This is a genomic window from Glycomyces endophyticus, assembly GCF_039531525.1.
GTDB lineage: Bacteria > Actinomycetota > Actinomycetes > Mycobacteriales > Micromonosporaceae > Glycomyces > Glycomyces endophyticus.
In genome coordinates this window covers 74,014-100,596 of the sequence record NZ_BAAAQF010000008.1, presented here as the reverse complement: position 1 = coordinate 100,596, position 26,583 = coordinate 74,014, and the positions used below count along the sequence as shown (strand labels likewise).

Here is a 26,583-nt window from a genome sequence, read left to right as displayed (position 1 = left end):
GTGGCGTCCGGGGTGTGGGCCTCGGCCGCCGCGCCGGGAGCCCGCCCGGTGTGCGGACCGCCGGAACCGGGATTTGACTTCGAGTGCACTCTAGGTCCTACGCTCGGTCGATGAGCACACCGCAGCAAGCAATCGGCTCCGGATTCGGCGCGACCACCACCGCGGCCGAAGTCCTCGACGGCATCGACCTGACCGGCAAGCGCGTCCTCGTCACCGGCGGGTACTCCGGGATCGGCCTGGAGACGACCCGTGCGGTCGCGGCCGCGGGCGCGCACGTCGTGGTCCCGGCGCGGCGGCCGAAGGTCGCCGCGGAGGCCCTGGCGGGGATCGCGGGGGTGGCGACCGACGAGCTCGACCTGGCCGACCTCGGCAGCGTCGAGGCGTTCGCCGGCCGCCGCCTGGACGAGGGGGCGCGCTTCGACGCCGTCATCGACTCCGCCGGGGTCATGGCCAGTCCCGAGACCCGTGTCGGCCCGGGTTGGGAGCTCCAGTTCGCCGTCAACCACCTCGGGCACTTCGCGCTGGTGAACCGCTTGGCGCCCTTGCTGAACGAGGGCGCGCGCGTGGTCGCGGTGTCCTCGGGCGGCCACCGGATCTCGCCGATCCGCTGGGACGACCCGCACTTCGAGCGGGGCTACGACCGGTGGGAGGCGTACGGGCAGTCCAAGACCGCGAACGTGCTGTTCGCCGTGCACCTGGACGCGCTCGGGCGGGACCGGGGCGTGCGGGCGTTCGCGCTGCACCCCGGCGGCATCCTCACCCCGCTCCAGCGGCACATCCCCCGCGAGGAGCAGGTGGTCATGGGCTGGGTCGACGCGGACGGGAACGCCGTCGCGGACTGGTTCAAGACCACGGAGCAGGGCGCGGCCACCCAGACGTGGGCGGCGTTCTCGCCGCGGCTCGAGGGCATGGGCGGGGTGTACCTCGAGGACTGCGAGGTCGCAGCGGTGACCGGGGACGGCCCCGGCGTCGCGGCGCACGCGGTCGACCCCGAGCAGGCCGCGCGCCTGTGGGACCTCTCCGCGGCACTCACCGGTGTCGACGGCTTCCGGGCCTGACGTCGGCCGGGCGCGATAGTTTCGTACGGCCGCCCGGACTCGGGCGGCCGTCGTCCGCGTCCGAGGAGAGGGACCGCATGGAGATCAACGAGCTGCTGGCAGACGCGTTCGGGAGAGTGCACGGCGAGGTCGCGGGGGTCCTCGACGGGCTCTCGCAGGACGACCTGGAGGCCCGGCCGGGCCCGGGGGCGAACTCGATCGCGTGGCTGGTGTGGCACATCGCGCGCGTCCAGGACGACCACGTGTCCGAGGCCGCCGGGCACGAGCAGGCCTGGACCGCGGGCGGCTGGGAGGACCGGTTCGACCTGGGGCTGCCCGCGGGCGACACCGGGTACGGGCACACCGCCGAGCAGGCGGGCCGCGTCGCGGGCGTCTCCGGCGCGGACCTACTGGCGTACTACGAGGCGGTGCACGCGCAGACCCTCGCGTACGTCGCCGGGCTCACCGCCGCCGACCTCGACCGGGTCGTGGACGTGAACTGGACGCCGCACGTGACGCTCGGGGTGCGGCTGGTCAGCGTCATCGACGACAACCAGCAGCACGGCGGGCAGGCCGCGTACGTGCGCGGGCTCCTCGGGGCCTGAACGCGCCTGCGGCGGTCAGGCGCTGTCGCGCACGACCAGCTCGGTCGGGAGGATCACCGGCTCGACCTCGCGCTCGTCGAGGAGGTCGATGAGGAGGCGCACGGTCTCCTCGGCGACCTTGTCGAGCGGGTGGCGGACGGTGGTCAGGGCCGGGCGGGTCGCGGAGGCGATCACCGAGTCGTCGAAGCCGCCCACGGCCACGTCGTCGGGGACGCGCCGGCCGGCCGCGTGCAGGGCCTGGAGCGCCCCGGCGGCCATGAGGTCGGAGGCGACGAACACCGCGTCGATGTCGGGGACGGCCTCCAGGAGCCGCCGCATCGCGGCCTCGCCCGCGGCCTGCGTGTAGTCGCCGTGGACGACGAGCTGCTTGGCGGCCTTGCGGCCGAGCACGCCGGTGAACCCTTCGAGGCGCAGCGCGCCGCCGGGGGTGTCGAGCGGGCCGGTGATCATGCCGATCTTGCGGCGGCCCTGGTTGACGAGGTACTCGGTCATGGCGCGGGCGCCGCCGCGGTCGTCGGCGGCGGCGTACGGGATCACCGACTCGCGGCCCAGGACGGCGCCGCAGGCGACGGCCGGGATGCCGGAGCGCTCGATCTCGTCGAGCAGCGGGTCCCCGGCGTGCGTCGACACCAGGAGCGCGCCGTCGGCGTGGCCGCCGCGGAGGTACCGGGCGACGCGGTCGCGGCCGCGGTCGTCGCCGGCGATCATGAGGACCAGCGACATGTCGCGCTCGGCGAGCTGGTTGGTGGCGACCCGCATGAGGACCGAGAAGTTCGGGTCCTCGAACAGGCGCTCCTGCGGTTCGGAGAGCACCATGACGATCGAGCCGGTCCGGCTGGTCACCAGGCTGCGCGCCGCGCGGTTGACGACGTACCCGGTCTCGGCGACGGCGCGGCGCACCGCGGTCTCCGCCGACAGCGAGACGTTCGACTTGCCGTTGAGGACGCGCGAGACCGTGCCGCGCGACACTCCCGCGGCGTCGGCGACGTCGTGGATCGTCGGTCGTTTCCGTGCCAAGTTGCTCAACTCTCCCTTGTGCCTCAGTGTCATTATGTCCCCGCCCGGCGACCGGGCGGGGCCGCGGCTCGCAGCCGCGGGACCGGGGAGGCCGCCCAAGGGGAAGACGGCCTCCCGGGCCGCTAAGCGGTGCGGTACAGCTTCACGTCGTCGATGTTCAGCCAGTTGCCCGCGTTCGCGTTGTCCCAGAAGCCGACCTGGATCTGGCCGTTGACGACCTGGATGCCCTCGATGGAGACGTACGTCCAGGCCGAGGCGCTGGCGGGGATGGCCGCCTGCCGCTCGGCGCCGCCGTAGTTCTTGGCGTACATGTACACCGAGTTCTGGCCGCCGCCCGACAGCACCCAGCCCGAGAGCGTGTACGTGCCGTTCGCGAGCCCCGTCTTGTTCTGGTAGAGCGAGACCGTGTACGCGCTGGCCCAGTAGTGGTTCGCGGTCCAGTCGCCGTGCGCCGGCCAGGCGTCCGAGGTGAAGGTGGCGTTCGCGTAGCCGGAGTTCGCCGAGACCACGGTCCACCCGGAGGGGGTGTTGGTGTACGTCCCGTTGGCCTCGAACGAGCCGTTGGTCAGCAGGTTGACCCGCTGAGTGGCGGCGTTCTCGCCGAAGACGTCGAGCGTGGCGAGGGCGTTCCCGTCCCAGTCGAACAGGGTCTGGTTGTCCCACGGGTTGCTCAGGGTCCCGGTGTCGTCGTTGTCCTCCTTGCCGGCCTCGGTGCCCCAGTTGGCGCCCTCGACGGGGAGCCAGGTCGGTTCCCACCAGATGATGCCGCGGCCGCGGTCGTCGGGGACGTCGGCGACGATCTCGCGCAGGTCGCGCAGGAAGTCGACCTGGCCCTGGACGGACGCGGCGTACCCGCCGGTCGCCTCTTCGGCGGTGTAGAAGGAGTTCCCGAGGCCGTCGCCGTCGCCGAGGGTCCAGCCGTAGGCGGTCTCGACGATGAGGACGTCCTTGGAGTACCGCTCCGAGATGTCGTTCAGGTTCTGCTTGAGCTCGCCCATGGTGCCGTGCCAGAACGGGTAGTACGACAGCGCGATGACGTCGAAGTCGACACCCTCGGCGGTGATCCCGTCGAACCACCACTGGTACAGCGAGTTGTCGCCGCCCATGTCGAGGTGGAGCGCGATCTCGATGCCGCTCGCAGCGTCGTTCACGCCGTCGATGCCCGCCGACAGGAGCTCGCCGAGCTGGGTGAAGTCGGAGACGGCGCCGCCGATGCGCCCGTCCTCCCACAGCACGCCCGAGGAGATCTCGTTGCCCATCTGGACCATGTCCGGCTTCGCGCCGGCGGCCTCCATCGCGTTGATGACCGACTCGGTGTAGTCGTGCACCGCGGTCTTGAGCTGGGCGTACGTGAGGTTCTGCCAGGCCTTGGGCTTGGTCTGCGTGCCCGGGTCGGCCCACCAGTCGGAGAGGTGGAAGTCCAGGAGCACGTCCATGCCCTGGGCCTTGGCGCGCTGCGCCATCGCGATGGTCGAGGCGAGGTCGTTGGTGCCGCCGCCGTACGGGTCGCCGGAGGCGTTGTAGGGGTCGTTCCACAGGCGCAGGCGGACCATGTTCGCGCCGTGGTCCGCCATGATGCCGAGCGCGTCGCCCTCGACGCCGTCGTCGTAGAACCGCCCGCCGAGGTCCTCGACCTCGCCGAGCATGCCGACGTCGACGCCCATGATGAAGTCGCTGCGGACCGCAGCGGCGGGTTCGCCGACGGCCAGGACGGCCGCCGTCAGGGCACCGGCCATGAGGCCGGTGGTCAGACGCTTCAAGCTGTTACGCTTCAAGCTTCGCTCCTTTGCGATTGACAAGGGGGTTCAGGCGCCGCCAAGCGCCCGCAACGACGGCAGTGCATTGCCGTCGAAGTCGAAGAGGGCCTGATTGGCCCAGGAGTTCCCGGCGTCGTCCACGACGTCGTCGCCGTACTCCATCCCGGCTCGCGACGCCCAGGTGGTGCCCGCTACTGGGAGCCACGCCGGCTCCCAGTAGACGATCCCCAGGCCGCGGCCGTCGGGGACGGCGCCCACGGCGGCGTAGAGGTCGCGCAGGAACGCGGCCTGGCCCGCCGGGGACACCTCGTAGCCGCAGCCCTCGGCGAGCGGGAGGCTGAAGACCTGGTCGTGCCCCTCGGGGTGGTCGCCGGTCCAGGCGTAGGCGGTCTCGACGACGAGCACGTCCCGGCCGTAGCGCGCGGCGATGTCGTTCAGGTTGCCGCGCAGGTCCGCCAGGGTCGAGTGCCAGTACGGGTAGTACGACAGGCCGATGACGTCGAAGTCCAGGCCGCGCGCGGTGAGCTTGTCGAACCAGCGGCGGTACAGGGTGTTCGAGCCGCCGAAGTCGAGGTGGATGCAGACCCGCGCCGACCCGGCCTCGCGGACCGCGGCGGTCCCGGCCGCCAGGAGCCCGGCGAGCCGGTCGTAGGCCGCGTCGTCGTCGCCGGTCCACTGCCGCGACTCCCAGTCGAACGTGGGGGTCCGGCCCTCGGGCCAGAGCATCCCGTTGGTGATCTCGTTGCCGACCTGCACCATGTCGGGCGCGACGTCCGCCGCCGCCATCGCGGCCAGGACCTCCGCGGTCCAGTCGTGCACGCGCGCTTCGAGTTCGGCGCCCTTGAGGCCGCGCCAGGCCTTCGGCATCGACTGCTTCTTCGGGTCGGTCCAGAAGTCCGAGTAGTGCAGGTCGAGCAGGAGGCGCTGGCCCGCGGCCTTCGCACGGCGGGCCAGCGCGATCGTCGTCGCCAGGTCGTTCGTGCCGCCCATGTAGGGCTCGCCGGACTCGTCGCGCGGGTCGACCCACAGGCGCAGGCGGATCCAGTTGACGCCGCTGCCGGCGAGCAGGCCGAACAGCTCGTGCTCGGTCCCGTCGGCGCGGAAGACCGCGCCGCGCTCCTCGATCTCGGCGGTCATGGAGACGTCGGCACCCCGGATGGGCAGCACCTTCGGCGCCGCTTGCAAGCCGTCGGTTGGCACGGGCGTCAGCCTTTCTCGGCGCCGGCGGACGCGCCGGTCACCAGGTAGCGCTGGAGGACGATGTAGAGGACGGTGATCGGGACCGCAAGGATGACCGCGCCGGCGGCGAAGGTCGTGAACGCGTTCTGGTAGACGTCCTCGATCATGGCGAACAGGCCGAGCGCGACGGTCTGCTTCTCGGGGCTCTGGAGCAGCAGCGCCGGGAGGATGAAGTCCATCCACGGCATCGTGAACTGCGTGATGGCCACGAAGGTGAGCATCGGGCGCATGAGCGGGAGGACGATCTTCACGAAGATGGTCCAGCGGGTCGCGCCGTCGATCGCGGCGGCCTCGTCGAGGCTCGCGGGCAGGTTGTCGGTGTAGCCCTTCATGAGCCACGTGTTGTACGGCAGGGCGGCGGCGATGCTCACGAGCGCGAGGCCGGTGAGGGAGTCGAGCAGCCCGAAGTTCAGGAACAGCATGTACACCGCGATGGCGGTGAGGAAGGTCGGGAACATCTGGAGGATGAGGATGCCCAGGAGCCCGGCCTTGCGGCCCTTGAACCGGATGCGGGAGAACACGTAGCCGCACAGCGCGGACAGGACGACCGAGCCGATCATGTTGAGCGTGGCGACGTACAGGGAGTTGAGGTACCAGCGGCCGTAGTCGGTCTCGGTGAAGAGGCTGACGTAGTGGTCGAGGGTGGCGTCCTCGGGGATGGGGCTGGCGTTGGCCAGGCCGGTGCCGGGGCTGAAGGAGGCGCCGACGATCCACAGGAGCGGGAAGATCACGATGGCCGCGACGACCAGGAGCTCCAGGTGGAGGAAGGCGCTGGCGACGCGCTCCGAGCGGGGGGAGGTGCGGCGGCGCCGGCGGGCCGCGCGGGCGCGGTCGGCGGGGGCCTCGGATGTGGTGGTCATTGGATCAGAGCTCCCGAATCGCCTTGGAGCGGTTGAGGTTCCACACCGAGATGGTGCCGACGATGACGAAGATGAGCATGCTCATCACCGCGCCGATGTTGTAGAGGCGGTTGTCCAGGGTGAGGTTGAACAGCCAGGTGATGAGCAGGTCGGTGCTCCCGGCGAACCGGTAGTCGGCGTTGTCGGGGCCGCCCTGGGTGAGGAAGTAGATGACGCCGAAGTTGTTGAAGTTGGAGACGAACGCCAGGATCAGCAGGGGCGAGACCGTGCGGTGCACGACCGGGAAGGTGATGTGCCGCAGCTGCTGGAGGGGGCCGGCGCCGTCCATGCGGGCGGCCTCGTAGTAGCTGTCGGGGATGTTGGTGAGGACGCCGCCGACGAGGGCCATGAAGAACGGGAACCCGAGCCACAGGTTGACCAGGAGCGCGACGGCGCGCGCGAGGTTGGGGTGGGACGGGTCGGTGAACCAGTAGACGCGTTCGTCGGTGAGGCCGACGTCCATGAGCCACTGGCTGATCGGGCCGAACTGGCCGTTGAACATGGAGCGGAACACCAGGGCCGAGACGATGCCGGGGACGGCCCACGGGAGCAGGAAGACCGAGCGCCACACGCGGGGGTACTTGACCTTCTTGTTGGCCAGGAGGACCGCTTGGAGGAACCCGGCGGCGTAGGTGGTGGCGGTGGCGACGACGGCCCACACGAAGGTCCAGCCGAGGACGCCGATGAAGGTGGCGGTCCAGGAGGGGACGGCGAAGATGGTCGCGAAGTTCTCGAAGCCGACCCAGTTGACGAGGTTCTTCGGCGGGAGGTTGTCGCGGTTGTAGTCGGTGAAGGCGACGAGGATGCCGAAGAGCACCGGCAGGACCGACATGAAGACCATGAGGATCAGGCCGGGGGCGAGGACGATGTACGCGAAGGCGCCTTCCCAGACGCGCTTGAAGTAGGCGCGGGAGGTCTCGGGGGCGGCGCCGGCGTTCAAGGCGCGGCGGTAGGCGTGGGCGTCGCGGATGCTCCAGATCCACACGATCGCGAGGAGCGCGAGGGTGAGGAGCGCGATGAGGCCGTTGGCCATGAGGACGATGGAGTTGTCGCCGTCGGTGAGGCCGGTGACGGTCATCTGGCGCGGCTGGGTGCCGAGCGTGAACAGCCCCCACAGGCCCTTGACGAAGAACCCGCCGTTGCCGCGCGGGTCGTAGTCCATGCCGGCGTAGTAGTTGCCGGTTCCCGTCTCCCAGCCGATCAGGGCGGCGAAGAAGGCGAAGAAGAAGGCGGCCTTGCCCGCCTGGCGGTTGACCAGCTGGCCGGCGCCCCACACCAGTGCCGAGGCGATGCCCGGCACCGGTGCGGGTGGCCCGCTGGTCTTCTGAGCGGTGCTCATCAGCGTCGAAGTCCTCGTTTACAGGCCGGCGAGCTCGTCGTAGCCGGCGACCGCGGCCGCGGCGGCGTCGGCGGAGGACGAGAGGTCGTCCCAGACCGCGACGGTCATCTCGTTGGCGGTCGACCAGAAGTACTCGGGCAGCTGCGGGAACAGGTCGGCCTGGGCGCCCTGGGCGACGATGCCGGCGACGTGCGGGTCCTCGGCGAGGCCGGCGATGCCGGTGAGCAGGTCGGGGTTGAGGGCCGGGATCTGGCCGGTGGTGGCGTAGAGGGCGGCGGCGCCGGCGTCGGAGGCCAGGAAGTTGGCGAAGACGCGGGCGGCGGCCGGGTACTTGGTGTAGGCGGAGACGGCGATGACGTGCATGCCCGCGAAGGAGGAGGCCGGGTCGCCGGAGGCCGCGGACGGGATCGGGGTGACGCCGTACTCGAAGCCGTTCTCGGCGGCGCCGGTGTCGAAGGCGCTGAAGGCCCACGGGCCGGTGATGATGTACGGCGTGTTGCCGGCCGCGAACTCGGCCTCGACGGTCTCGGGGGTGGCGTCGGCGCTGGGGACGTCCCAGATCGCGCGCAGTCCCTTGTAGTAGTCGAGGGCCTCGGCGAGGGCCGGGTCGTCGAAGCCGGGCTCGGCGACGTCGCCGCCGGGGTAGGCCTGCCAGCCCATGGAGGAGAGCACGGAGTAGGAGTAGTAGATCTCGCCGGGGACCCAGCGGATCGTCCACTTGTTCTGGGCGGGGTCGTTGTACTCGGCGGCGACGGCCTGGACGTCCTCCCAGGTGGTCGCGGGCTCCTCGGAGCCGGTGATCGTCTGGAGGAGGGTCTTGTTGTACATGAGGGCGATCGACTCGGTGGTCACCGGGACGGCGTACATCTGGCCGTCCTCGCCGGTGACGGCGCCGACGAAGTTCTCGGCCATGCGGCCCTTGAGGACGGACTCGTACTCGCCGAGGGGCGCGGCGGTACCTTCCTCGATCGCGCGGGCGACCTGGTCGTAGAAGCTCATGAAGACGTCGCCGCCGTTGCCGGCCTCGCCGGCGAGGGACATCTCGTTGACGGCGTCGTTCTGGGCGACCAGCTCGTACTCGAACTGGATGTCGGGGTAGACGTCCTTGAACGCCTCCTTGAACGCGGTGATCTGCGCGTTGGCGAGGTCTTCGTTCTCGAACCAGAGCTTGAGCGGGACCTCGCCGGAGGCGATCTCCGCTTCGATGACGTACTGCTGGGCGTCGGCGTCCCACTCGAGGCCGCCGGACGCGGCCTCCTCTTCCTCGGGGCCGCCGCAGGCGGCGAGGGCCCCGGCCGCGGCGACGCCGCCGCCGGCGGCGAGGAGGTGGCGCCGGTTCATCGAGGGTCCCGCGTTAGCACCGTTGCTGCGCATGTCAAGTCCTTGTCTCGGTGAGAGGGGGTCCGGTGCGCGCGGGGCCAAGTGACGCGTGCCGCCGGACTGTGAACGTTTACACGAATCTAGCGACTCACGCCTCACTTAGCAACATACTTATGTCCGTTCAATTCCGTTTCACGTGAAACGTACTTCATGAAACGATCACAATTTCGAAACGAGGACCGAGCAGATCACAGGTTGCACGCAAGCTAGGCGTGGAGTACTGTGCACGTTCACAGGCATTTGTGCAAGGAACCTCACAGGAGACCGCGGTGCAGACCATTCGCTACGGAGGCGACTACAACCCCGAACAGTGGCCGGAGGAGATCTGGCGGGAGGACGTGCGCCTCATGCGCGAGGCGGGCGTCAACCTCGTCAGCCTCGGCGTCTTCAACTGGGGGATCATCGAGCCCGCCCCGGGCGAGTACGACTGGAGCGGCCTCGACGAGGTCGTCGAGCTGCTGCACGGCAACGGGATCGGGGTGAACCTCGGGACCCCGACCTCCTCGCCCCCCGCGTGGCTGCGCAAGGCGCACCCCGAGATCCGCCTCGTCGACGCCGAGGGCCGGACCCTGGCCGGCGGCTCGCGCCACGGCGTGTGCCCCTCCTCCCCCGCCTACCGCGACGCTTGCGAGTCCATCGTGGAGCAGCTGGCGCGGCGGTACGGGACGCACCCGGCGGTCGAGCTGTGGCACGTGCACAACGAGTACGGCTGGGCCAATGTGGAGTGCTACTGCGAGGCGTCCACCGCGGCGTTCCAGACGTGGCTGGCCGCCAGGTACGGCGACGTCGACCGCCTGAACGACGCGTGGGGCACCGCGTTCTGGGGCCTGGTGTACCGGTCCTTCGACCAGATCGAGGCGCCCGCGGTCGCGCCCCCCGGCGTCAACCCCGCGCTCCAGCTGGACTGGAAGCGGTTCTCCAACGACGAGCACATCGCGAACTACCGGCTCCAGCGCGACGTCATCGCCCGGCACTCCCCCGCCCCGGCGACCACGAACTTCATGATCCCCAACTGCGAGGGCATGGACTACTGGCGCTGGGCCGGCACCGTGGACGTGGTCGCCAACAACCACTACCTCATCGCCGAGCGCGAGGACCACCAGATCGAGCTGTCGATGAGCGCCGACCTGACGCGGGCCGTCGCGGGCGGGCCGTGGATGGTCATGGAGCACTCCACCTCCGCGGTGAACTGGCAGCCGCGCAACATCGCCAAGACCCCCGGCGAGCTGCGCCGCAACTCCCTCGCGCACGTCGCCCGCGGCGCCGACGGGCTCATGTTCTTCCAGTGGCGGGCCTCCCGGGCCGGCGCCGAGAAGTTCCACTCCGCCATGGTCCCCCACGGCGGCACCGACACCGCGGTGTGGCGCGACGTCGCCGCCCTCGGGAACGACCTCAAGGCACTGTCCAGTGTGGTCGGTTCCGAGGTCGAGGCCGACGTGGCGATCCTGTGGGACTGGGAGTCCTGGTGGGCGCTCGAACTGGAATGGCGCCCCTCCGTGGACCTGAGATACCGCGAGCGCGTCGAGGCGTACTACGCGGCGCTGTGGCGCCAGCACGTCACCGTCGACTTCGCCCACCCCGAGTCGGACCTGTCGGGGTACCGGCTGGTGGTCGCGCCGTCGTCCTACGTGCTCACCGACGCGGCGTCGAAGAACCTGCGCGGGTACGTGGAGAACGGCGGCCACCTGGTGGTCTCGTACTTCTCGGGGATCGTCGACGAGCACGACACCGTGCACCCCGGGGCCCACCCCGGCGCGCTGCGCGAGACGCTCGGCCTGTGGATCGAGGAGTTCCACCCGCTCCACGAGGGCGAGGCGCTCGGCCTCGAAGCGGCCTCCGGCTCGGGGCTCGGCGGGGTGTGGGCGGGCCGGATCTGGTCCGAGCACGTGCGTCTCGACGGCGCCCAGGCCGTGGCGCGCTTCGCGGCCGGCCCGGACGAGGGCCGTCCGGCGCTCACTCGGCACGACCTGGGCCGCGGCACCGCCTGGTACGCCGCCACCGCACTCGACGGGCCGAACGGGCTGAACGACCTGCTCGCGACCGCGCTCGACAAGGCGGGAGTCGAACGGCCGCAGGGCATCCCCGACAACGTCGAGGTGGTGCGCCGCGGCGCCCACCGGTTCGTCATCAACCACACCGGACAGGACGTCCAGGTGCCCGGGAGCGGCGTGGACGCCCTCGACGGCACCGTGTTCGACGGCCGCGTCACGGTCGCCGCCGGAGAGGTCGTGATCCTCGCCGACGCCTAGGACCCCGGCGGCCCCGCGCCCCTGCGGAGCCGCCGCCCCCTCGAATCCTCAACAGGGAGATCTCAATGAAGAGAAGAACCGCCCTCACCGCCGCCGTGGCCGCCCCGGCACTCGCTGTCCTCGGCAGCGGCACCGCGGCCTCGGCCCAGACCGCGTTCGCGCGCGGCGCCGACATCTCCAGCATCGCGAAGTCCGAGGCCCTCGGCGGCAGCTACATGTGGCCCGACGGCTGGCGCGAGGACGCGATCTGGATCCTCCAGAAGAGCGGCGTCAACTGGATCCGGCTGAAGGTGTGGGTGAACCCCGCCGACGGCTACAACAACAAGACCCGCGTCGTGAACGTCGCCCGGCGCGCCCGGGCCGCGGGCCTCAACGTGCTCGTCGACTTCCACTACTCCGACTCCTGGGCCGACCCCGGCCAGCAGACCAAGCCCGCGGCCTGGGCGAACTACAGCGTCGCGCAGCTGAAGACCGCGGTCTACAACCACACCGCCGACGTCCTCGGCGCGATGGTCGCCGCGGGCGCGGCCCCGCAGATGGTGCAGGTCGGCAACGAGCTCAACGGCGGGATGCTGTGGCCCACCGGCCGCTACGACCAGCTCGACAACCTCGCGCAGTTCCTGATCTCCGGCGCCGACGCCGTCCGGGCGACCGTTCCGGCCGCGAAGGTCATGCTGCACCTCGCCGAGGGCGGCAACAACTCGCTGTTCCGGTGGTTCTTCGACGCGATGAGGAGCCGCGGCGTGGTGTGGGACGCGATCGGCGCCTCGTACTACCCGTACTGGCACGGCTCGCTCGCCGGACTGCAGTCGAACCTGAACGACGTGGCGTCCCGGTACGCCAAGCCCGTGTACGTGGTCGAGACCGCGTACCCCTTCACCGCCGCCGACAGCGACGGCTTCGCGAACATCATCTCCTCGTCCACGCCGGTGTCGGGCTACCCGGCCAGCACGACCGGGCAGTCCAACATGCTCAAGGCCATCGCGAACGTCGTCAAGGCGGTCCCGAACGGCCGCGGTGCCGGCGTGTTCTGGTGGGAGGCCACCTGGACCGCCGTCAAGGGCAACGGCTGGGACCCGACGAACCCGAGCAGCGGCAACGGCTGGGAGAACCAGGCGCTGTTCGACTACGCGTGGAAGGCGACCCCCGCCCTGAAGACGCTCGGAACGCTGTAGACCCTCCCCCGCCCCCTGGTGGGGCCGGTCCCTCGGCGCACTCCGAGGGGCCGGCCCCCGAACCCCCACCGATCCCCCTCACGAGAAAGCGAACACATGAAACGCAGAACCGCCATCACGGCCGCCGGCATCGGCGCCCTCGGCGTCGCGGCGGCCGCGGCCACCCCGGCTCTCGCCGAGGCCGTCGGCGACGACCGGGGACGACCGAAGCCCGGGAAGTTCATGCGCGGCGCGGACATCTCCGGCCTGATCAAGAACGAGGACTTCGGCGCGGTCTACCGGAAGGCCAACGGCCGCAACGGTGACGCCGTCAAGATCCTCGCCGAGAACGGCGTGAACCTGGTCCGGGCGAAGGTCTGGGTCGACCCCGCCGACGGCTACAACACCAAGGACCGGGTGGTCGAGCTCGGCAAGCGCGCCAAGCGCGCCGGGATGGACCTCATGGTCGACTTCCACTACTCCGACGCGTGGGCCGACCCGGGCAAGCAGTTCAAGCCCGCGGCCTGGGCCGAACTGCCCTTCGAGGACCTGACCGCGGCCGTGTACGACCACACCGCGGACGTCCTCGGCGCGCTCGAGCGGGCCGGGGTCAGGCCCGCGATCGTGCAGGTGGGCAACGAGACCAACGGCGGTCTCCTGTGGCCGGACGGCCGCTGGGACCAGCTGGAGCAGATGGGCCGGCTCCTGGCCGCCGGGTGCGACGCCGTGCACGACACGGCGCCCGGCGCGAAGGCGATGCTGCACCTCGCCGAGGGCGGGAACAACGGCGCGTTCACCTGGTTCTTCGACAACGCGATCGCCAACGGCGTGGAGTTCGACGCGATCGGCGCCTCGTACTACCCGTACTGGCACGGGCCGCTCGCCGGGCTGGAGGCGAACCTGAACGACCTCGCGACCCGGTACGGGAAGCCGCTCTACGTGGTCGAGACCGCGTACCCGTTCACCACCGAGGACTCCGACGGGTTCCCGAACATCATCACCGACGCCGAACCGGTCGCCGGGTACCCGTCGAGCCCGGAGAACCAGACGTACTGGCTGGAGACGGTCGCCGACGTCGTCAAGAACGTGCCGGACGGGCTCGGCCGGGGCGTGATCTGGTGGGAGGCGACCTGGACGGGCGTCGCGGGCGCGGGCTGGGACCCGGCCGACCCCGCCAGCGGGAACGGCTGGGAGAACCAGGCGCTCTTCGACTTCGACGGCAGGGCGCTGCCGGGGTTGCGGACGCTGGGCAAGCTGTAGGGACGTCCCTCTCGGACACCCTCGAGGACGGCCGCGCCGTCCGATCGACCGCCCCGGTGTAGGGTCAAGCACCGAAGGCGGCCGACCGGGCGGCGCGGCTTCTCGCGTCTCGGCCGAACGTGGTGCTAGAGGGGCCACGGGCCGAAGCGGCCCCAGGCGATGAAGGCGGCGACGAGGAAGATCGCGCCGTTGATGCCGAGCGCGGAGTACTCGCCCTTGCGCACGTGGTAGGCCGCGGCGAGGGCCATGGTGAGGGCGAGCGCGGCGGCGGCGATCGGGGTGAGGATCACGGCGATGCCGGTGAGGGCGGGCAGGATCAGACCGACGGCGCCGAGGAACTCGGCCACGCCGATGAACTTCACGGTCCCCGCGGAGAAGTCGTTCACCCACGGCATGTTCGGGGCGAGCTTCTCCTTGGGCTGGGTCGACTTCATCACGCCGGCGGCGAGGAAGGCCAGGGCGAGCAGGCCTTGCAGGATCCACAGCAGCACGTTCATCGGGGCACTCTCCGTAACAGATCGATGGAGGCCGCTGCGAAGCGGAGCGGCCTTTCCGGTTGTAGGCGGTGAGTGTAACAACATAAGCGGATAGGGCATTCCACTTGGTTAGGATGGCGGGATGGAACCGAGCCCGGACGCCCGCAAGCGCCCCCGACGACTCCGCTGCGACGCGGAGCTCAACCGCGACCGCATCATCGACGCCGCGCGGAAGGTCTACCGACGCGAGGGGCTCAGCGCGTCGATGGCCTCGATCGCCCGCGCCGCGGGGGTCGGGATCGCGACGCTGTTCCGGCGGTTCCCGACCCGGACCGAGCTCATCGCGGCGGTGTTCGAGGACGCGATGGAGCGGAACCGGGCGGCGGCCGTCGCGGCCGGCGCGAACGAGTCGGCGTGGGACGGGTTCCGCGGGTACATCGAGACGGTGTGCGGGCTCCAGGCAGACAACCGCGGGTTCGCCGAGGTGCTGACGATGAACTTCGGGTCGGCGAAGGACCTGGAGCGGAAGCGGCAGGAGGGGTTCGCGGCGTTCACCGGGCTCATCGAGCGGGCCAAGGCCGAAGGGCGGCTCCGAAAGGACTTCACCCCCGAGGACCTGCCGATCCTCCTGATGGCGAACGCAGGGGTCCTCGGCGCGGCGGGCGACGCGGCCGGGGAGGCCTCGCGCCGCCTGGTCGGGCAGATGCTCCGGGCCTTCGCGGCCGACCCGGCCGAACCGCTCCCCCCGGCGCCCGCCCCGAAGCGGCTGCTGCGGGGCATGGTCCGCCAACGCCGGGCGGGCGCGCCCGCGAACTGAGCGGTGCTGTGTGACATGTGATGTGGTACCGCGAGGGTTTGGTGCGGATCGCGGATCGCGGATGAGTGTGCACGACCCCTGGGGGTGCCGTGTCGCGTGTGACGTATTACTGGCCTGTTACTTCCCGGACTGGGCTCGGACCCGGCTATCCGGGCCATCCGGCTATCCGGTGGCGAGCTTGGCGGCGAAGCCGATCATGACCGCGCCGACGAGGCCGTTGCCTGCGGCGGCGAGGCGGCGGCGTCGGCGGAAAGTCTGGGCGAGGCCGTCTCCGGCGAGGATGAGCGTGGTGAGGTAGGCCATGGAGAGGGCCTGGATGATCACGTACAGGACGCCGTAGCTGAGCACCGGGTAGGCGTAGCCGGGGTCGACGAACTGCACGAAGAACGAGACGAAGAACAGGATGGCCTTGGGGTTGAGCAGGCTCGCGATGAGGGCGCGCATGAAGGGCCGCTCGTTCGCGGCGGCGGCGGGCGCGGGGGCCTCCTCGACGGCGTCGCCGCGGCGGGCCGCGCGCCAGGACTTCACGCCCCCGCGGATGAGGCCGAACGCGAGGTAGGCGAGGTAGACGACGCCGGCCCAGCGGACCACGTTGTAGACCACGGGCGAGGTGGCGAAGACCGAGGCGAGCCCGGCGGCGGTGGCGACCATGATGACCGAGTCGCCGCAGAAGACGGCCGCCGCGGCCTTGAAGCCGTCGCGCCGCCCGCGCCGCGAGGCCACGGAGAGCACGTACAGGGAGTTCGGTCCCGGGAGCAGGATGATGAGGACCGAGGCGACGACGTAGGTCCACAGGTCGACGGTGCCGAACACGGGCGGGTCCTCTCAAGCCGGGGAGCGGGCATTCGCGAGCCGCGCTCGCGCGGCAAACGGTCCCAGCGTACGACCGCCTCGACGAGCCCGCAATCGGCTTCCCGGCCGATGGGCGCAGGACGGGAGCGGCAGGCGGGAGGCGCGACGGCACTTCGGTGCGCGGCCCAGGGCCGGCTCGCCGCCGCTGGTTTCCCGGCCGAGGGCGCGGTGCGTCGCCTGGGTCCGGCCCGGCTCCGCTGGTTTCGGGGCCGAAGGCGCGGTGCGCCGTGTCAGACAGGCTCGGCGGCGCCGGCTTCCCGGCCGATGGGCGGAGCGTGCCGCGTCAGGGCCAGCGCGGGACCTCTTGGCACGGGTGGAGGTCGGCCTCGGCCTCGGCGTGGGAGTTGACCTGGGCGACCTCGGTGCCGAAGACGAGGTACTCGTGGAGGGTGCCGCGCAGGTCAGGGTCGTCGGCGAGGTCGCCGCGGGCGGCCGCGGCGTCGAAGCGTTCGATGAAGCGGGTGCGCTGCTCGTCGGTGATGGCGAGGCCGCGGTGGGATTCGAGGATGGTGGCGAAGCCGCCGAGGTCGTCGGTGTACCGGGTCGGTCCGCCGAACACCTCGGCGAGGAAGGCCGTGAGGTGGTCGACGTGGTGCGCGGCGCCCTCGCCGAAGAGCGGTTGGAGGAGCGGGTCCTCGAGGACCGAGGAGTAGAAGTCGTCGACGGTGGACCGCAGCGGGGTGTCGCCGCCGATCCGCTCGTAGATGGTCTTGTTGTGGCCCATAGGGTGTGCGCCCTTCGTCGGGGTGGGGCGCGCCGCAGCCGGATCGCCTCGGTCCGACTCTAGCCCGCTGTCGGGCGGCCGGGGCGCGGCCGTCGCCGGGCCGGCTCGGGCACCGCGCGCGGGACGCTTGCCGGAGCGGGGTCGACGGCGCATGCGTGTTGCGCCGCCGACCCCGTCGGCGATCAGGAGTTGTCGAGGCGCGGGAGGACGAGTTCCTTGCCGATGAGGCGGATCGCGGCGTAGATCGGGACGGACAGGACGACGCCGACGACGCCGAAGAGGGTGCCGCCGACGAGGACGGCGACGATCGCGGCGAGGTTGGAGACCTTGACGGCGCTGCGCATGACCGTCGGGTAGATGACCCAGTTCTCCAGCTGCTGGTAGGCGATGAAGAAGATCGCGGAGGCGACGGCGGTCATCGGGGAGACGGCGAGGGCGACCAGGGTGACGACGACGGCGCCGATGGTGGCGCCGATCTGCGGGATGAGGTCGAGCAGGGCCACGAGGAGCGCGAGGAGCGCGCCGTAGGGGATGCCGACGATCGCCATGAAGATCCACGACGAGATGCCGGCGACGAGGCCGATGGCGAGCGCGCCGATGAGGTAGGCGCCGACCTGCTTGAGGATGCCGTCGAGGATGCGGCCGGTCTGGTCGCGCTTGGAGGCGGCGACGAGGCGCAGGGTGCCTTGGCGCAGTTGGGCGTAGGACGCGAGGATGAACACGGTGAGCAGGATCGTCGTGACGGTCCAGACGAGGCCGCTGGCCGCCGAGGCGGCGCCGCCGGCGACGCCGCCGAGGGCCTTGGTGAGGTTGCCGGCGGTGAGGACGTCCTGGGCGCGTTCGAGCAGGCCTGACTCGCCGCCGAACTGTTCGGCGAGCTTGCTGTTCATGAGGGTGTCGTAGTACCTGGGGACGTTCTCGACGAACTGCGCGGTCTCGCGGACGAGCGCGGGGATGATCGCGGCGATGCCGCCGCAGAGGACGAGGAAGATCCCGAAGAGGAGGATCGTCATGGCGAGCCAGCGGGGCATGCCGCGGCGGACCATGGGGCTGATGATCCGCTCCAGGCCGACGGCGAGGAACACCGCGACGACCAGGGCCGTGATCACCGTGCTGAGTTCTTGGAGCGACCAGACCAGCGCGTACGCGACGGCGAGGCCGAGGCCGAAGAGGATTCCGGCGGCGATGGGCGGGCTCTGGGAGAGACTTCTGCGCAGCGGCAGTCCGGGTTTGTCAGCCATGGGCAATGTCTAGCAGATTCGTCGGAGGGGCGTCACTCTCGGTGCGCCGGTGTCGGGGTCGGGTTCGACTCTGACGGGCTGGCGGTAGATCTCGCCGAGGCGGTCGGCGGTGAAGACGTCGGCGGGCTCGCCGCAGGCGGCGATGCGGCCTTCGGCGAGGAGGGCGGTGCGGTCGGCGTAGGCGGCGGCGAGGTCGAGGTCGTGGACGACGATGACGACGGCGCGTCCTTCGGCGGCGAGGTCGCGGCAGAGGCGGCCGACGAGTTCCTGGTGGCGCAGGTCGAGGGCGGCGGTGGGCTCGTCGAGGAGGACGAGGCCGGCGTCCTGGGCGATGACGCGGGCGAGCATGACGCGGGCCTGCTCGCCGCCGGAGAGGGAGGTGAAGGGGCGGGCGGTGAAGGGCTCGGACTCGGTGCGGGCCAGGGCGTCGGCGATGCGGTCCTCGTCGTGGTCGGCGCGGTCGGTGCCGGCCCAGGGGGCGCGGCCCATCTCGACGACCTCGCGGACGGTGAAGGGGAACGAGACGTGGTGGGCCTGCGGGAGGACGGCGCGGCGGCGGGCGACGTCGAGGGGGGTCCACTCGCCGATGGGGCGGTCCCAGAGGAGGGCGTCGCCGTCGTCGGGTTCGAGGTCGCCGGAGAGCGCGGCGAGGAGGGTGGACTTGCCGGCGCCGTTGGGGCCGACGAGGCCGAGGACTTCGCCGGCGCGGACGTCGAGGTCGACGCCGCGGAGGATCTCCTTGCCGCCCAGGCGGATATGGAGTCCGGCGGCGGCCGCGGGGCGGTCGGGGACGGGTCCGGTCGCGGTGTCGGCGCGGGGGCGCGGTCGAAGGCGCATCAGGCCCAGCCTCCTTGGCGGCGTCGGGTGCGTCGGAGGAGCCAGAAGAAGAAGGGGCTGCCGACGAGGGCGGTGAGGATGCCGAGGGGGATCTCGGCGGGGGCGGCGACGGTGCGGGCGGCGAGGTCGGCCCAGACGATGACGGCGGCGCCGCCGATCGTGGAGAGGGGCAGGAGGGCGCGGTGTCCGGGGCCGGTGGCCATGCGGACGAGGTGCGGGACGACGAGGCCAATGAAGCCGATGACGCCGGAGACGGCGACGGCGGCGCCGGTGAGGAGGGCGACGATGACGATGAGGTGGAGGCGGAGCCGTTCGACGTCGACGCCGAGGTGGCGGGCGGGCCGTTCGCCGAGGGCGAGGAGGTCGAGGCGGCGGGCGTAGGCGGGGGCGAGGAGGAGGCCGATCGCGGCGAGCGGGAGGACGGCGAGGATCTTCGGCCAGGTGGCCTGGGAGAGGCTGCCCATCTGCCAGAAGGTGATCGCGGTGATCTCGTCGTTGTCGGCGTAGAAGATGAAGATGCCGATGAGGGCGCCGGCGAGGCCGTTGACGGCGACGCCGGTGAGGACGAGGGTGACGACCTCGGTGCGTCCGCCGGAGCGGGACAGGACGTAGACGAGGGTGACGGTGGCGAGCCCGGCGACGAAGGCGCACAGGGAGATCGTCCAGTTCCCGGCGAAGGTGAACCCGAAGGCGATGGCGCACACGGCGCCGACGGCGGCACCGGAGCTGACGCCGATGATCCCGGGTTCGGCGAGGGGGTTGCCGAACATGCCCTGCATGAGGGCGCCCGCGCAGGCGAGGCCGGCGCCGACGAGGACGCCGAGGACGACGCGCGGGAAGCGGATGTTCCACAGGACGCTCTCGCCGGTGCCCGCGACGGGCGATCCGCCGAGGCCGAGCCGGTGGCTGATGGAGGAGACGATGTCGCCGACGGGGATGGCGAAGGCGCCGTTGGAGGCGGAGACGAGGACGCCGAGGGCGAGGAGTCCGGTGAGGACGACGCCGAGGAGGGTGGCGACGGGCCAGCGGCGGCCCCGCGGCGGGGCGGGGTCCTCGGTGCGCGCGGCGGCGGGCGGGGCGGCGGTCGCGGTCATGCGGCGGCTCCTCGGGATCGGCGGGCCGCGGGTGGCATGTGACATGGCACTGTGCGCGGAGGTGCGGCGGAGGGTGTCCGGCGTGGCGCCGTGAGCGGGTGTGCCATGTGACATGGCACTGCTCGCGAGGGTCGGGCGGCGGTCGGTCGGGGTCGCACGGGCTGCGGGAGTGGCATGTGACATGGCGCCTGGTGCGGGAGTGCGGCGGCGAGCGTCCGGCGTGGCGCCGTGAGCGGGTATGCCATGTGACACGGCACCTGGTGCGGGAGTGCGACGGCGAGCGTCCGGCGTGGCGCCCTGAGCGGGTATGCCATGTGACACGGCACCTGGTGCGGGAGTGCGGCGGCGGTCATTCGGTGTTGCCGTGGAGCTGCTCGGCGAGGTCGGCGACGACGTCGCCGGTGCGGGGGCCGTAGTTGAGCATGATGCCGTCGGGCAGGTGGGCGATGCGCTCGTGCTCGCCGGCGGGGGTCTGGGCGACGCCGGGGATCTCCAGGAGGCCGGGGATGCCGCCGACGGAGTCGAGTCCCTTGTCCATCACGAGGATGACGTCGGGCGCGGCGGCCGCGAGGGCCTCGGGGGTGAGTTCCAGGAAGTCGCCTTCGAGGGCCTCGGCGCCGGCGTCGATGCCGCCGGCGGCCTCGATGAGCGAGGTGGCGCCGGAGTCGCGGGCGCCGATCATGTAGACCGACGCGGAGCCGCGGAGGTAGAGGAACGCCACGCGCGGCGGGTCCGAGAGGTCCAGGCCCTCGGTCGCGGCGGCGATGTCGGCCTCGGTGCGCTCGACGAGCTGCGCGCCGAGGTCGGTGACGCCGAGGACGGCGGCGACGGCGTTGATGCGCTCTCCCGCGGCGTCGATGCCGTCGGCGGGGTCGAACACGACGATGGGCACGCCGGCGGCGGCGATCTGGTCGAGCGCGGTCTGCGGCCCGGAGCTGGTCTCGGCGAGGACGAGGTCGGGCTGGAGCGAGAGGACGCCCTCGGCGGAGATGTCGTGGCCGTGGCTGACGACGGGCAGTTCGGCGGCCTGCTCGAAGGTCGCGGTGATGTCGCGGGCGACGACGCGGTCGCCGAGGCCGAGGGTGAAGACGATCTCGGACAGGGAGCCGGAGAGCGGGACGATCGCGTCGGCGGAGTCGACGGTGATCGCGGCGCCGGTGGCGTCGGTGACGGTGGTCGGCAGGGTCGGCTCGACGCCCTCGGCGATCGGGTCGACGCGGTCGACGGCCGCCTCGACGACGGGCCCGGCGTCTGATTCCTCTGCGCCGCAACCGGTCAGGGCGATCAGCAGGACGGCGCCGAGGGCGGTCGCCGCCGTGCGGGCGCTCCGGATGGGACGGGTTCTGCGCACGGGCGTTCTCCAGTTCTGTTCGCGATCGGCCGACCGAGAATAGGTTAGGCTTCGCTAACTATTGTTAGCACCCCCTTTGCTCGGAGGGTCGAACTTAGGTTAGCCTTGCCTCCATCGAATGTGAATACGGAGGTCCCCCATGCCCCACGCCACCCGCATGACGGGAGTGCTGACCGCGGCCGCGGCCCTGGTCGCGTCGCTCCTGTTGTGGGCCGCCCCCGCGAGCGCCGACGAGCTCTCCGGCGGCCGGCTCGACTGGGGCGTCAAGGAGTCGTTCCGGTCCTACATCACCGGGCCCATCGCCCAGGGCGAGGTGCAGACCGGCGACGGCGCGTCCACCGTCGACGGGGACTACCGCTTCCACTCGGCCTCCGGCACCTACGAGGACGGCACCGCCGTCGTCGACTACCAGGGCTGGGTCTACTTCTGGGGCCACGACGGCGAACTCGACCTCACCTTCGCGAACCCGTCCGTGGAGTACTCCGGCTCGTCCGGGACGCTCTACGTGTACGTCAACGGGTCCCGCACCGACATGGCGTCCCTCAGCGGCGCGTCCCTGGAGGCCTCGGGCGGCACCGTCTCGGTCAGCGGCGCCGCCGCGACGCTGACGACGAACGGCGCCGCCGCGTTCGCCGGCTACTACGAGCCCGGCCAGGAGCTCGACGCCGTGTCCTTCAGCGCCGACGTCGCAGTCGAGGAGGAGCCCGAGGCGACCGGGGAGCCGACCGAGGCCGCGACCACCGCCGCCCCCGGCGACGCCGTGACCGGCGCGGTCGTCGACTGGGGCGTGCGCGCCACGTGGCGCGACTACGTGTCCGGCGACCTCGCCGCCGGGGCGTGGACCGTCGCCGACGGCGCGGCCGACGGCGGCGCGGTCTTCCGCTTCGCCGAGGGCGCGGGCACCGCCACCGCCACGGACTACCAGCTCGCGTTCCAGGGCACCGTCGCGTTCACCGGGACGAACGTGGACCTCGCGATCACCGACCCCGCGATCACCGCGACCGGCGGCAACGGCGTGCTGTCCGCCGAGGTCGCCGGCGCCCGCGTCGACCTCGTGACCTTCGAGGCGACGCTCGCCGAGACCGGCGGCGTGCTCCTCGCCGAGGACGTGCCCACCGTCCTCACCGAGGCCGCCGTGCCCGTCTTCGGCGGGTTCTACCAGGCCGGCGACCCCATGGACCCGCTGCTCATCGCCGTGCCGCTCACCGCCGACGCGGCCGTGCCCGCCCTGCCCGACCTCGGCTCCGACCCGGTCGAGACGACCGGGAGCGAGCCCGCCGAGCGCGTCGACGCCGACGAGGCGTCCGCCGAAACCGGCCTGGACCCGCTGGTGTGGATCATCCCCGCCGCCGTCGTGCTGGTCCTCGGCGCCGGCGCCGCGGCCATCGCGATCGCCCAGCGCCGCAAGAACAACCGGCGCGCCGACGCCGAGACCGTCCCGGAGACCGCCCCCTCCGAGGCCACCCCTGAGGAAGACACCCCCGATCAGACCGGGACCGGCGACGACATCGCCGCGGGCCCGGAGGACGACAAGGAGAAATAACCCATGAGAGCCCCCACCCGCAAGCGGATCGCGGTCCTGTCCGCGCTCGCCCTGGGCGCCGGCGCGGTCGTCGGACTCGCCGCCCTCCCGGCCCAGGCCCAGGAGCTCGCCAAGTACCCCATCGTGGACGGTTCGATCACCTGGGGCGTGAAGGAGACCTTCCGCAACTACGTCACCGGCCCCATCGCCGGCGGCGCGATCGAAGCGGTCGACGGCGCGTCCGTCAACGACGACGGCACCTTCACCTTCGAACCGGTCACCGGCGTCTCCGACCTGCCGAACCAGACCACCGAGACCACCGCCGGCGGCGGCGTGCACTTCACCGGCCACCACGGCGAGCTCGACCTCCTCATCGAGAACATCGAGACCGTCAGCGACACCGTCTCCTACACCGGCGCAATCTACGCCGACGTCACCTCCGGCGAGGAGGTGTTCGAGGACGTCCACTTCGCCGACTTCGAGGTCGGCTCGTGGACCTGGGTCGACGGCTTCACCACCCTGACCGACGCGCCCGTGACCCTCACGGCGGACGGTGCGGAGGCGTTCGCCGGGTTCTACAAGGCCGGCGACGCCCTCGACCCGATCACGATCGCCGTCAAGACCGACATGACCGACCCGATCGAGGAGCCCACCGACGAGGAGACCACCTCGGAGGAGGAGACCGAGGAGCCCGGCGGGACCGTCTACGACGTCACCGGCGGCGACGCAGACTGGGGCGTCAAGCAGTCCTTCCGCGAGTACGTCGTCGGCCCGATCGCGAACGGCGAGATCACCGTCGCCGAGCCGGCCACCGAGAACGAGGACGGGACCTACCACTTCCCGGACGCGTCGGGCACCTTCGCCGCCGAGACGTGCAGCCTCGACGCCGCCTTCGCGGGCGGGGTCAACTTCTACGGCCATGACGGCGAGCTCGACCTCGACCTGGCCGACGTCAGCGTCAAGAGCGTCGAAGGCGGCCTCGCGGTCTTCTCCGGCGGCACCCGGATCGCCGACGTCGCGGTCGAGGAGCTCGCCATCGCGGACGGCGTCGTCGCCGTCGACGGCGCGGCGGCCGTGGTCGCGGCCGACGGCGTGGACTTCTTCGGCGGCTTCTACACCGCGGGCACCGAGGTCGACGCCGTGAGCTTCAGCGTCGAGATCGACGGCGCCCCCGACACCACCTGCGAGCCGACCGGGAACCCCGGCGGCGGCGGTGACGGCGGCGAGGAGACCACCACGAGCGCCTCCGGCGCCGGCTCGCCGAAGCTGCCCGTCACCGGCTCCCCGCTGGTGATCGTCCTGGCCGCGGCCGGCGCGCTCCTCGCGGGCGGCGTCGCGGTCATGGTCCTGGCCCGCCGCCGCGCGCTCCAGGCGTAACACGACCTCACTCCACCCGGAGGGGCCGCCCCAGCCTGCAACCTGGGCGGCCCCTCCTCTTCACGAGCACGGCGGAGGGCCGGTGGCATCGCCACCGGCCCTCGTCGCGTCCCGTGCGGTCGAGCGGCGCGTTCAGGAGGCCGACCCGGAGCCGCCGGAGAAGAGGCGGCGGGTCTGGTACCGGCGGCCCCACGCGATGAGCGCGAACAGCACCAGCAGGATCAGCGGGGTGAAGACGGGGAAGTCGAGGATCGTGGCGTTGAAGATCGCGGCGCCGATCATGAGCAGGCCCAGGCAGGTCGCGGCCAGGCCCGACAGGCGCGGGACGAGCAGGCCGACGCCGCCGGCGACCTCCGCGGCGCCGATGGCGTACATGAACCAGTCGCCCCAGCCGATGATGTCGAAGCCCTCGGCCGCGGACTCGGCGCCGAACAGCTTCGGCGCGCCCGAGGCGATGATCATGAAGGCGGCGAGGAGGGCCTGGAGGACCCACAGGGTGAGGTGGAGGCCGCGGCCGGGACGCTCGGTGTCGACGGTCTCCTCGGTGGCGATGTCGTTGGTGCTCATGGTGTCTCGTTCCTTCCAGGGGTATCGGGCTCTCATGGGTGTAGACGAGTGGCGCGGCGCGGATTCATCGCCGCGGGGCCGTGGATCCTCCGGGGCCGTCGGTCCCCGCGGCTACGGTGGAGGCATGATCGACAGCCGACAGGTGCTCCGCTACCGCACGCGCGTCCAGCAGCTCGACCGCGAGCGCGGCTCGCTCGCCGACACCGCGGTCCTCGACCTCGGCGTGCAGGAGACCGGGCCCGACGGGGCGATGTGGGCGCTGGCGGTGCGCGGCCTCGAACCGGACGAGGCGGACCTGGTGTGGCTGTGGACGCTGCGCGGCGCGCCGCACGCATACCGGCGCTCCGACATGGCGGCGGTCGCCGCGGCGGTGGCCCCCTGGTCGGACGCCGACGCGGCCAAGCGGATCTTCGACGCCTCCAAGCCGCTGAAGGCCGCGGGCATACCGATCCTGGAGGCGCTCGACTCGGTCGCCGCCGAGATGCGGGCGACGGTGAAGGCCCCCATGGTGAAGGGTGAGGTCTCGGCCCGCCTGCACGAGACGCTGCCGGAGGCGTACCAGCGGTTCTGCCGCTCCTGCGACGCGGTGCACCTGTACGAGATGCCGTTCCGGCTCGCCGCGGTCCGCGCCGGCCTGGAGCTGCAGGCGCACACCTCGCCGCCGGTGCTCGCGCCTGTCGCGGGCTTCGAGGCGGCGTCGGAGTTCCCCGACCGGCTCGACCCGGTCCGGGCCTACCTGCACCTGTGCGGGCCGGCGACGGTCAAGGAGGTGGCGGAGTACCTCGACTCCCCCGTCAAGGAGGTCAAGGCGCACTGGCCCGAGGACGCCGTCGAGATCGAGGTCGCGGGCGAGCGGCGGTGGATCCTGGCGGCGGACGAGGCCGAGCTGCGCGGGGCCGACGCCGAGCCCGTCCGGCTCGTCGGCCCCTACGACCTGCTGCTCCAGTCGCGGGACCGGAAGCTGCTGGTCGACGACGCCGCGAAGGCGAAGGCGCTGTGGCCGGTCCTCGGGCGTCCCGGCGCGGTCCTCGCGGGCGGGCGCGTCGCCGGCCTGTGGCGGCCCCGCAAGTCCGGGAAGCGGTTCGCGGTGCGCCTGGAGCCGTGGGGGAAGCTCACCGCCGCGGAGCGGCGGGGGGTGGAGGAGCAGGCCGAGCGGCTGGCCGCGTTCCGCGGGGTCGATCTCGCGGGGGTCGAGACCGAGGACTGACTACTCGCCGGTCTCGCCGTCGACGGACTCGCGGATGAGGTCGGCGTGGCCGTTGTGGCGCGCGTACTCCTCGACCATGTGGACGAGGATCCAGCGGAGGGTCGGGGTGCGGCCGTCCTTCCAGCTGCGCGCCGCGGGGCGGTCGAGGCCGCCGTCCTCCAGGGCCTCGGCGACGAGGGCGCGGGAGCGGTCGACCGTGCGCTCCCAGAGGGCCAGGAGCATCTCGGGGCTGTCGTCGGCCGCCGAGTGCCAGTCCCAGTCGCGGTCGGCCTTCCAGTCCACCGAGTCCCACGGCTCGCCCATCGGGCGGCCGAACAGGTCTTCGGCGAACCAGCTCGCCTCCACCAGGGCGAGGTGCTTGAGCATGCCGCCCAGCGTCATCGTGGAGGCGCCCACGGTCGCCCGCAGGCCCGCGGCGTCCAGTCCGCGCACCTTCCAGGCGAGCGTGGCGCGGTGGAACTCGAGGAATCCGAGCAGCATCGCCGTCTCGTCGCCGTCGGCCGGGGGTTCGGGGCGGCCCTGTTCGTCGATGATCGTCATGCCCGGACTGTAGCGGGCCGTACCGGGGCGCCGCCCGCGGTG

The 26,583-nt window shown here is 71.8% G+C and carries 24 protein-coding genes; 9 read left to right on the top strand and 15 right to left on the bottom strand.

What is annotated here, in order from left to right; translation table 11 throughout:
* The first annotated feature begins 110 nt into the window (after positions 1-110).
* Both ABD419_RS12715 and ABD419_RS12710 read left to right on the top strand, forming a co-directional pair.
* Complete coding sequence (locus ABD419_RS12715; protein WP_344486872.1) at positions 111-1,058, top strand: SDR family NAD(P)-dependent oxidoreductase; 948 nt, start codon at positions 111-113, stop codon at positions 1,056-1,058.
* Positions 1,059-1,135: 77 nt separating this feature from the next.
* Complete coding sequence (locus ABD419_RS12710; RefSeq protein WP_344486869.1) at positions 1,136-1,642, top strand: mycothiol transferase; 507 nt, start codon at positions 1,136-1,138, stop codon at positions 1,640-1,642.
* Between the two features lie 15 nt (positions 1,643-1,657).
* Here ABD419_RS12710 and ABD419_RS12705 read toward each other — a convergent pair whose 3' ends face one another.
* The 6 genes from ABD419_RS12705 to ABD419_RS12680 all read right to left on the bottom strand — a co-directional run bounded on the left by ABD419_RS12705 (position 1,658) and on the right by ABD419_RS12680 (position 9,267).
* Positions 1,658-2,692, bottom strand: a complete 1,035-nt coding sequence (locus ABD419_RS12705; RefSeq protein WP_425556033.1) for a LacI family DNA-binding transcriptional regulator — start codon at positions 2,690-2,692, stop codon at positions 1,658-1,660.
* An 89-nt stretch (positions 2,693-2,781) separates the two neighbouring features.
* Positions 2,782-4,434, bottom strand: a complete 1,653-nt coding sequence (locus tag ABD419_RS12700) for a glycosyl hydrolase 53 family protein (RefSeq protein ID WP_344486863.1) — start codon at positions 4,432-4,434, stop codon at positions 2,782-2,784.
* A 30-nt stretch (positions 4,435-4,464) separates the two neighbouring features.
* Positions 4,465-5,616 carry a glycoside hydrolase family 53 protein gene (locus ABD419_RS12695; protein ID WP_344486860.1) on the bottom strand — a complete coding sequence of 384 codons (1,152 nt, stop codon included), beginning with the start codon at positions 5,614-5,616 and terminating at the stop codon, positions 4,465-4,467.
* Between the two features lie 5 nt (positions 5,617-5,621).
* Positions 5,622-6,515, bottom strand: a complete 894-nt coding sequence (locus ABD419_RS12690; RefSeq protein WP_344486857.1) for a sugar ABC transporter permease — start codon at positions 6,513-6,515, stop codon at positions 5,622-5,624.
* Positions 6,516-6,519: 4 nt separating this feature from the next.
* Positions 6,520-7,893, bottom strand: a complete 1,374-nt coding sequence (locus ABD419_RS12685; RefSeq protein WP_344486854.1) for a carbohydrate ABC transporter permease — start codon at positions 7,891-7,893, stop codon at positions 6,520-6,522.
* 18 nt (positions 7,894-7,911) lie between these two features.
* Entirely contained in the window at positions 7,912-9,267 is a 1,356-nt protein-coding gene (locus ABD419_RS12680) for an extracellular solute-binding protein (RefSeq protein WP_344486851.1), read from the bottom strand.
* A gap of 275 nt (positions 9,268-9,542) precedes the next feature.
* Between ABD419_RS12680 and ABD419_RS12675 the strand changes: the two genes are divergently transcribed.
* The 3 genes from ABD419_RS12675 (at position 9,543) to ABD419_RS12665 (ending at position 13,936) form a co-directional block, all read left to right on the top strand.
* Positions 9,543-11,522 carry a beta-galactosidase gene (locus ABD419_RS12675; protein WP_344486848.1) on the top strand — a complete coding sequence of 660 codons (1,980 nt, stop codon included), beginning with the start codon at positions 9,543-9,545 and terminating at the stop codon, positions 11,520-11,522.
* A gap of 65 nt (positions 11,523-11,587) precedes the next feature.
* Positions 11,588-12,697 (top strand): glycoside hydrolase family 53 protein, encoded by a 1,110-nt coding sequence (locus ABD419_RS12670; protein ID WP_344486845.1) that lies wholly within the window; start codon positions 11,588-11,590, stop codon positions 12,695-12,697.
* A 96-nt stretch (positions 12,698-12,793) separates the two neighbouring features.
* Positions 12,794-13,936, top strand: a complete 1,143-nt coding sequence (locus tag ABD419_RS12665) for a glycoside hydrolase family 53 protein (protein WP_344486842.1) — start codon at positions 12,794-12,796, stop codon at positions 13,934-13,936.
* Between the two features lie 125 nt (positions 13,937-14,061).
* Here ABD419_RS12665 and ABD419_RS12660 read toward each other — a convergent pair whose 3' ends face one another.
* Positions 14,062-14,433 (bottom strand): DoxX family protein, encoded by a 372-nt coding sequence (locus ABD419_RS12660; RefSeq protein WP_344486839.1) that lies wholly within the window; start codon positions 14,431-14,433, stop codon positions 14,062-14,064.
* A 121-nt stretch (positions 14,434-14,554) separates the two neighbouring features.
* Here ABD419_RS12660 and ABD419_RS12655 point away from each other — a divergent pair, with 121 nt between their 5' ends.
* Complete coding sequence (locus ABD419_RS12655; RefSeq protein WP_344486836.1) at positions 14,555-15,229, top strand: TetR/AcrR family transcriptional regulator; 675 nt, start codon at positions 14,555-14,557, stop codon at positions 15,227-15,229.
* Between the two features lie 162 nt (positions 15,230-15,391).
* On the opposite strand, the gene leuE is transcribed toward ABD419_RS12655, so the two are convergent.
* The 6 genes from leuE to ABD419_RS12625 all read right to left on the bottom strand — a co-directional run bounded on the left by leuE (position 15,392) and on the right by ABD419_RS12625 (position 21,328).
* Positions 15,392-16,042 carry a leucine efflux protein LeuE gene (gene leuE, locus ABD419_RS12650; protein WP_344486833.1) on the bottom strand — a complete coding sequence of 217 codons (651 nt, stop codon included), beginning with the start codon at positions 16,040-16,042 and terminating at the stop codon, positions 15,392-15,394.
* A gap of 322 nt (positions 16,043-16,364) precedes the next feature.
* Positions 16,365-16,805 carry a group II truncated hemoglobin gene (locus ABD419_RS12645; RefSeq protein WP_344486830.1) on the bottom strand — a complete coding sequence of 147 codons (441 nt, stop codon included), beginning with the start codon at positions 16,803-16,805 and terminating at the stop codon, positions 16,365-16,367.
* Between the two features lie 182 nt (positions 16,806-16,987).
* Entirely contained in the window at positions 16,988-18,046 is a 1,059-nt protein-coding gene (locus ABD419_RS12640) for an AI-2E family transporter (RefSeq protein ID WP_344486827.1), read from the bottom strand.
* Positions 18,047-18,055: 9 nt separating this feature from the next.
* On the bottom strand, positions 18,056-18,883 hold the full coding sequence (locus ABD419_RS12635) for a heme ABC transporter ATP-binding protein (RefSeq protein ID WP_344486824.1): 828 nt from the start codon (positions 18,881-18,883) through the stop codon (positions 18,056-18,058).
* Positions 18,883-19,977 carry a FecCD family ABC transporter permease gene (locus ABD419_RS12630; protein ID WP_344486821.1) on the bottom strand — a complete coding sequence of 365 codons (1,095 nt, stop codon included), beginning with the start codon at positions 19,975-19,977 and terminating at the stop codon, positions 18,883-18,885. Before ABD419_RS12630 ends, ABD419_RS12635 begins: the two co-directional genes overlap by 1 nt.
* Before the next feature lie 349 nt (positions 19,978-20,326).
* Positions 20,327-21,328: a heme/hemin ABC transporter substrate-binding protein gene (locus tag ABD419_RS12625; RefSeq protein ID WP_344486819.1), complete on the bottom strand. Its 1,002-nt coding sequence runs from the start codon at positions 21,326-21,328 to the stop codon at positions 20,327-20,329.
* Positions 21,329-21,467: 139 nt separating this feature from the next.
* On the opposite strand from ABD419_RS12625, the gene ABD419_RS12620 reads away from it, so the two are divergent.
* Positions 21,468-22,871 (top strand): HtaA domain-containing protein, encoded by a 1,404-nt coding sequence (locus tag ABD419_RS12620; protein ID WP_344486816.1) that lies wholly within the window; start codon positions 21,468-21,470, stop codon positions 22,869-22,871.
* Positions 22,872-22,874: 3 nt separating this feature from the next.
* Positions 22,875-24,227, top strand: coding sequence for an HtaA domain-containing protein (locus ABD419_RS12615; RefSeq protein ID WP_344486813.1), 1,353 nt, complete (start codon positions 22,875-22,877; stop codon positions 24,225-24,227).
* Positions 24,228-24,359: 132 nt separating this feature from the next.
* Here the strand turns inward: ABD419_RS12615 and ABD419_RS12610 are convergent, their stop codons facing one another.
* A complete protein-coding gene (locus ABD419_RS12610) occupies positions 24,360-24,794 on the bottom strand; it encodes a DoxX family protein (RefSeq protein WP_344486810.1) in 435 nt (144 codons plus the stop codon).
* Between the two features lie 124 nt (positions 24,795-24,918).
* Between ABD419_RS12610 and ABD419_RS12605 the strand changes: the two genes are divergently transcribed.
* Entirely contained in the window at positions 24,919-26,001 is a 1,083-nt protein-coding gene (locus ABD419_RS12605; protein ID WP_344486807.1) for a winged helix DNA-binding domain-containing protein, read from the top strand.
* On the opposite strand, the gene ABD419_RS12600 is transcribed toward ABD419_RS12605, so the two are convergent.
* Positions 26,002-26,541, bottom strand: coding sequence for a DinB family protein (locus tag ABD419_RS12600; RefSeq protein WP_344486804.1), 540 nt, complete (start codon positions 26,539-26,541; stop codon positions 26,002-26,004). It lies immediately after the preceding gene.
* Between the last annotated feature and the right edge of the window lie 42 nt (positions 26,542-26,583).

Coding starts and splice junctions, on each gene's coding strand:
- ABD419_RS12715 (WP_344486872.1), top strand. CDS start 111: ATGAGCACACCGCAGCAAGCAATCGGCTCCGGATTCGGCGCGACCACC.
- ABD419_RS12710 (WP_344486869.1), top strand. CDS start 1,136: ATGGAGATCAACGAGCTGCTGGCAGACGCGTTCGGGAGAGTGCACGGC.
- ABD419_RS12705 (WP_425556033.1), bottom strand. CDS start 2,692: ATGACACTGAGGCACAAGGGAGAGTTGAGCAACTTGGCACGGAAACGA.
- ABD419_RS12690 (WP_344486857.1), bottom strand. CDS start 6,515: ATGACCACCACATCCGAGGCCCCCGCCGACCGCGCCCGCGCGGCCCGC.
- ABD419_RS12685 (WP_344486854.1), bottom strand. CDS start 7,893: ATGAGCACCGCTCAGAAGACCAGCGGGCCACCCGCACCGGTGCCGGGC.
- ABD419_RS12680 (WP_344486851.1), bottom strand. CDS start 9,267: ATGCGCAGCAACGGTGCTAACGCGGGACCCTCGATGAACCGGCGCCAC.
- ABD419_RS12670 (WP_344486845.1), top strand. CDS start 11,588: ATGAAGAGAAGAACCGCCCTCACCGCCGCCGTGGCCGCCCCGGCACTC.
- ABD419_RS12665 (WP_344486842.1), top strand. CDS start 12,794: ATGAAACGCAGAACCGCCATCACGGCCGCCGGCATCGGCGCCCTCGGC.
- ABD419_RS12660 (WP_344486839.1), bottom strand. CDS start 14,433: ATGAACGTGCTGCTGTGGATCCTGCAAGGCCTGCTCGCCCTGGCCTTC.
- ABD419_RS12655 (WP_344486836.1), top strand. CDS start 14,555: ATGGAACCGAGCCCGGACGCCCGCAAGCGCCCCCGACGACTCCGCTGC.
- ABD419_RS12645 (WP_344486830.1), bottom strand. CDS start 16,805: ATGGGCCACAACAAGACCATCTACGAGCGGATCGGCGGCGACACCCCG.
- ABD419_RS12640 (WP_344486827.1), bottom strand. CDS start 18,046: ATGGCTGACAAACCCGGACTGCCGCTGCGCAGAAGTCTCTCCCAGAGC.
- ABD419_RS12635 (WP_344486824.1), bottom strand. CDS start 18,883: ATGCGCCTTCGACCGCGCCCCCGCGCCGACACCGCGACCGGACCCGTC.
- ABD419_RS12630 (WP_344486821.1), bottom strand. CDS start 19,977: ATGACCGCGACCGCCGCCCCGCCCGCCGCCGCGCGCACCGAGGACCCC.
- ABD419_RS12620 (WP_344486816.1), top strand. CDS start 21,468: ATGCCCCACGCCACCCGCATGACGGGAGTGCTGACCGCGGCCGCGGCC.
- ABD419_RS12615 (WP_344486813.1), top strand. CDS start 22,875: ATGAGAGCCCCCACCCGCAAGCGGATCGCGGTCCTGTCCGCGCTCGCC.
- ABD419_RS12610 (WP_344486810.1), bottom strand. CDS start 24,794: ATGAGCACCAACGACATCGCCACCGAGGAGACCGTCGACACCGAGCGT.
- ABD419_RS12605 (WP_344486807.1), top strand. CDS start 24,919: ATGATCGACAGCCGACAGGTGCTCCGCTACCGCACGCGCGTCCAGCAG.
- ABD419_RS12600 (WP_344486804.1), bottom strand. CDS start 26,541: ATGACGATCATCGACGAACAGGGCCGCCCCGAACCCCCGGCCGACGGC.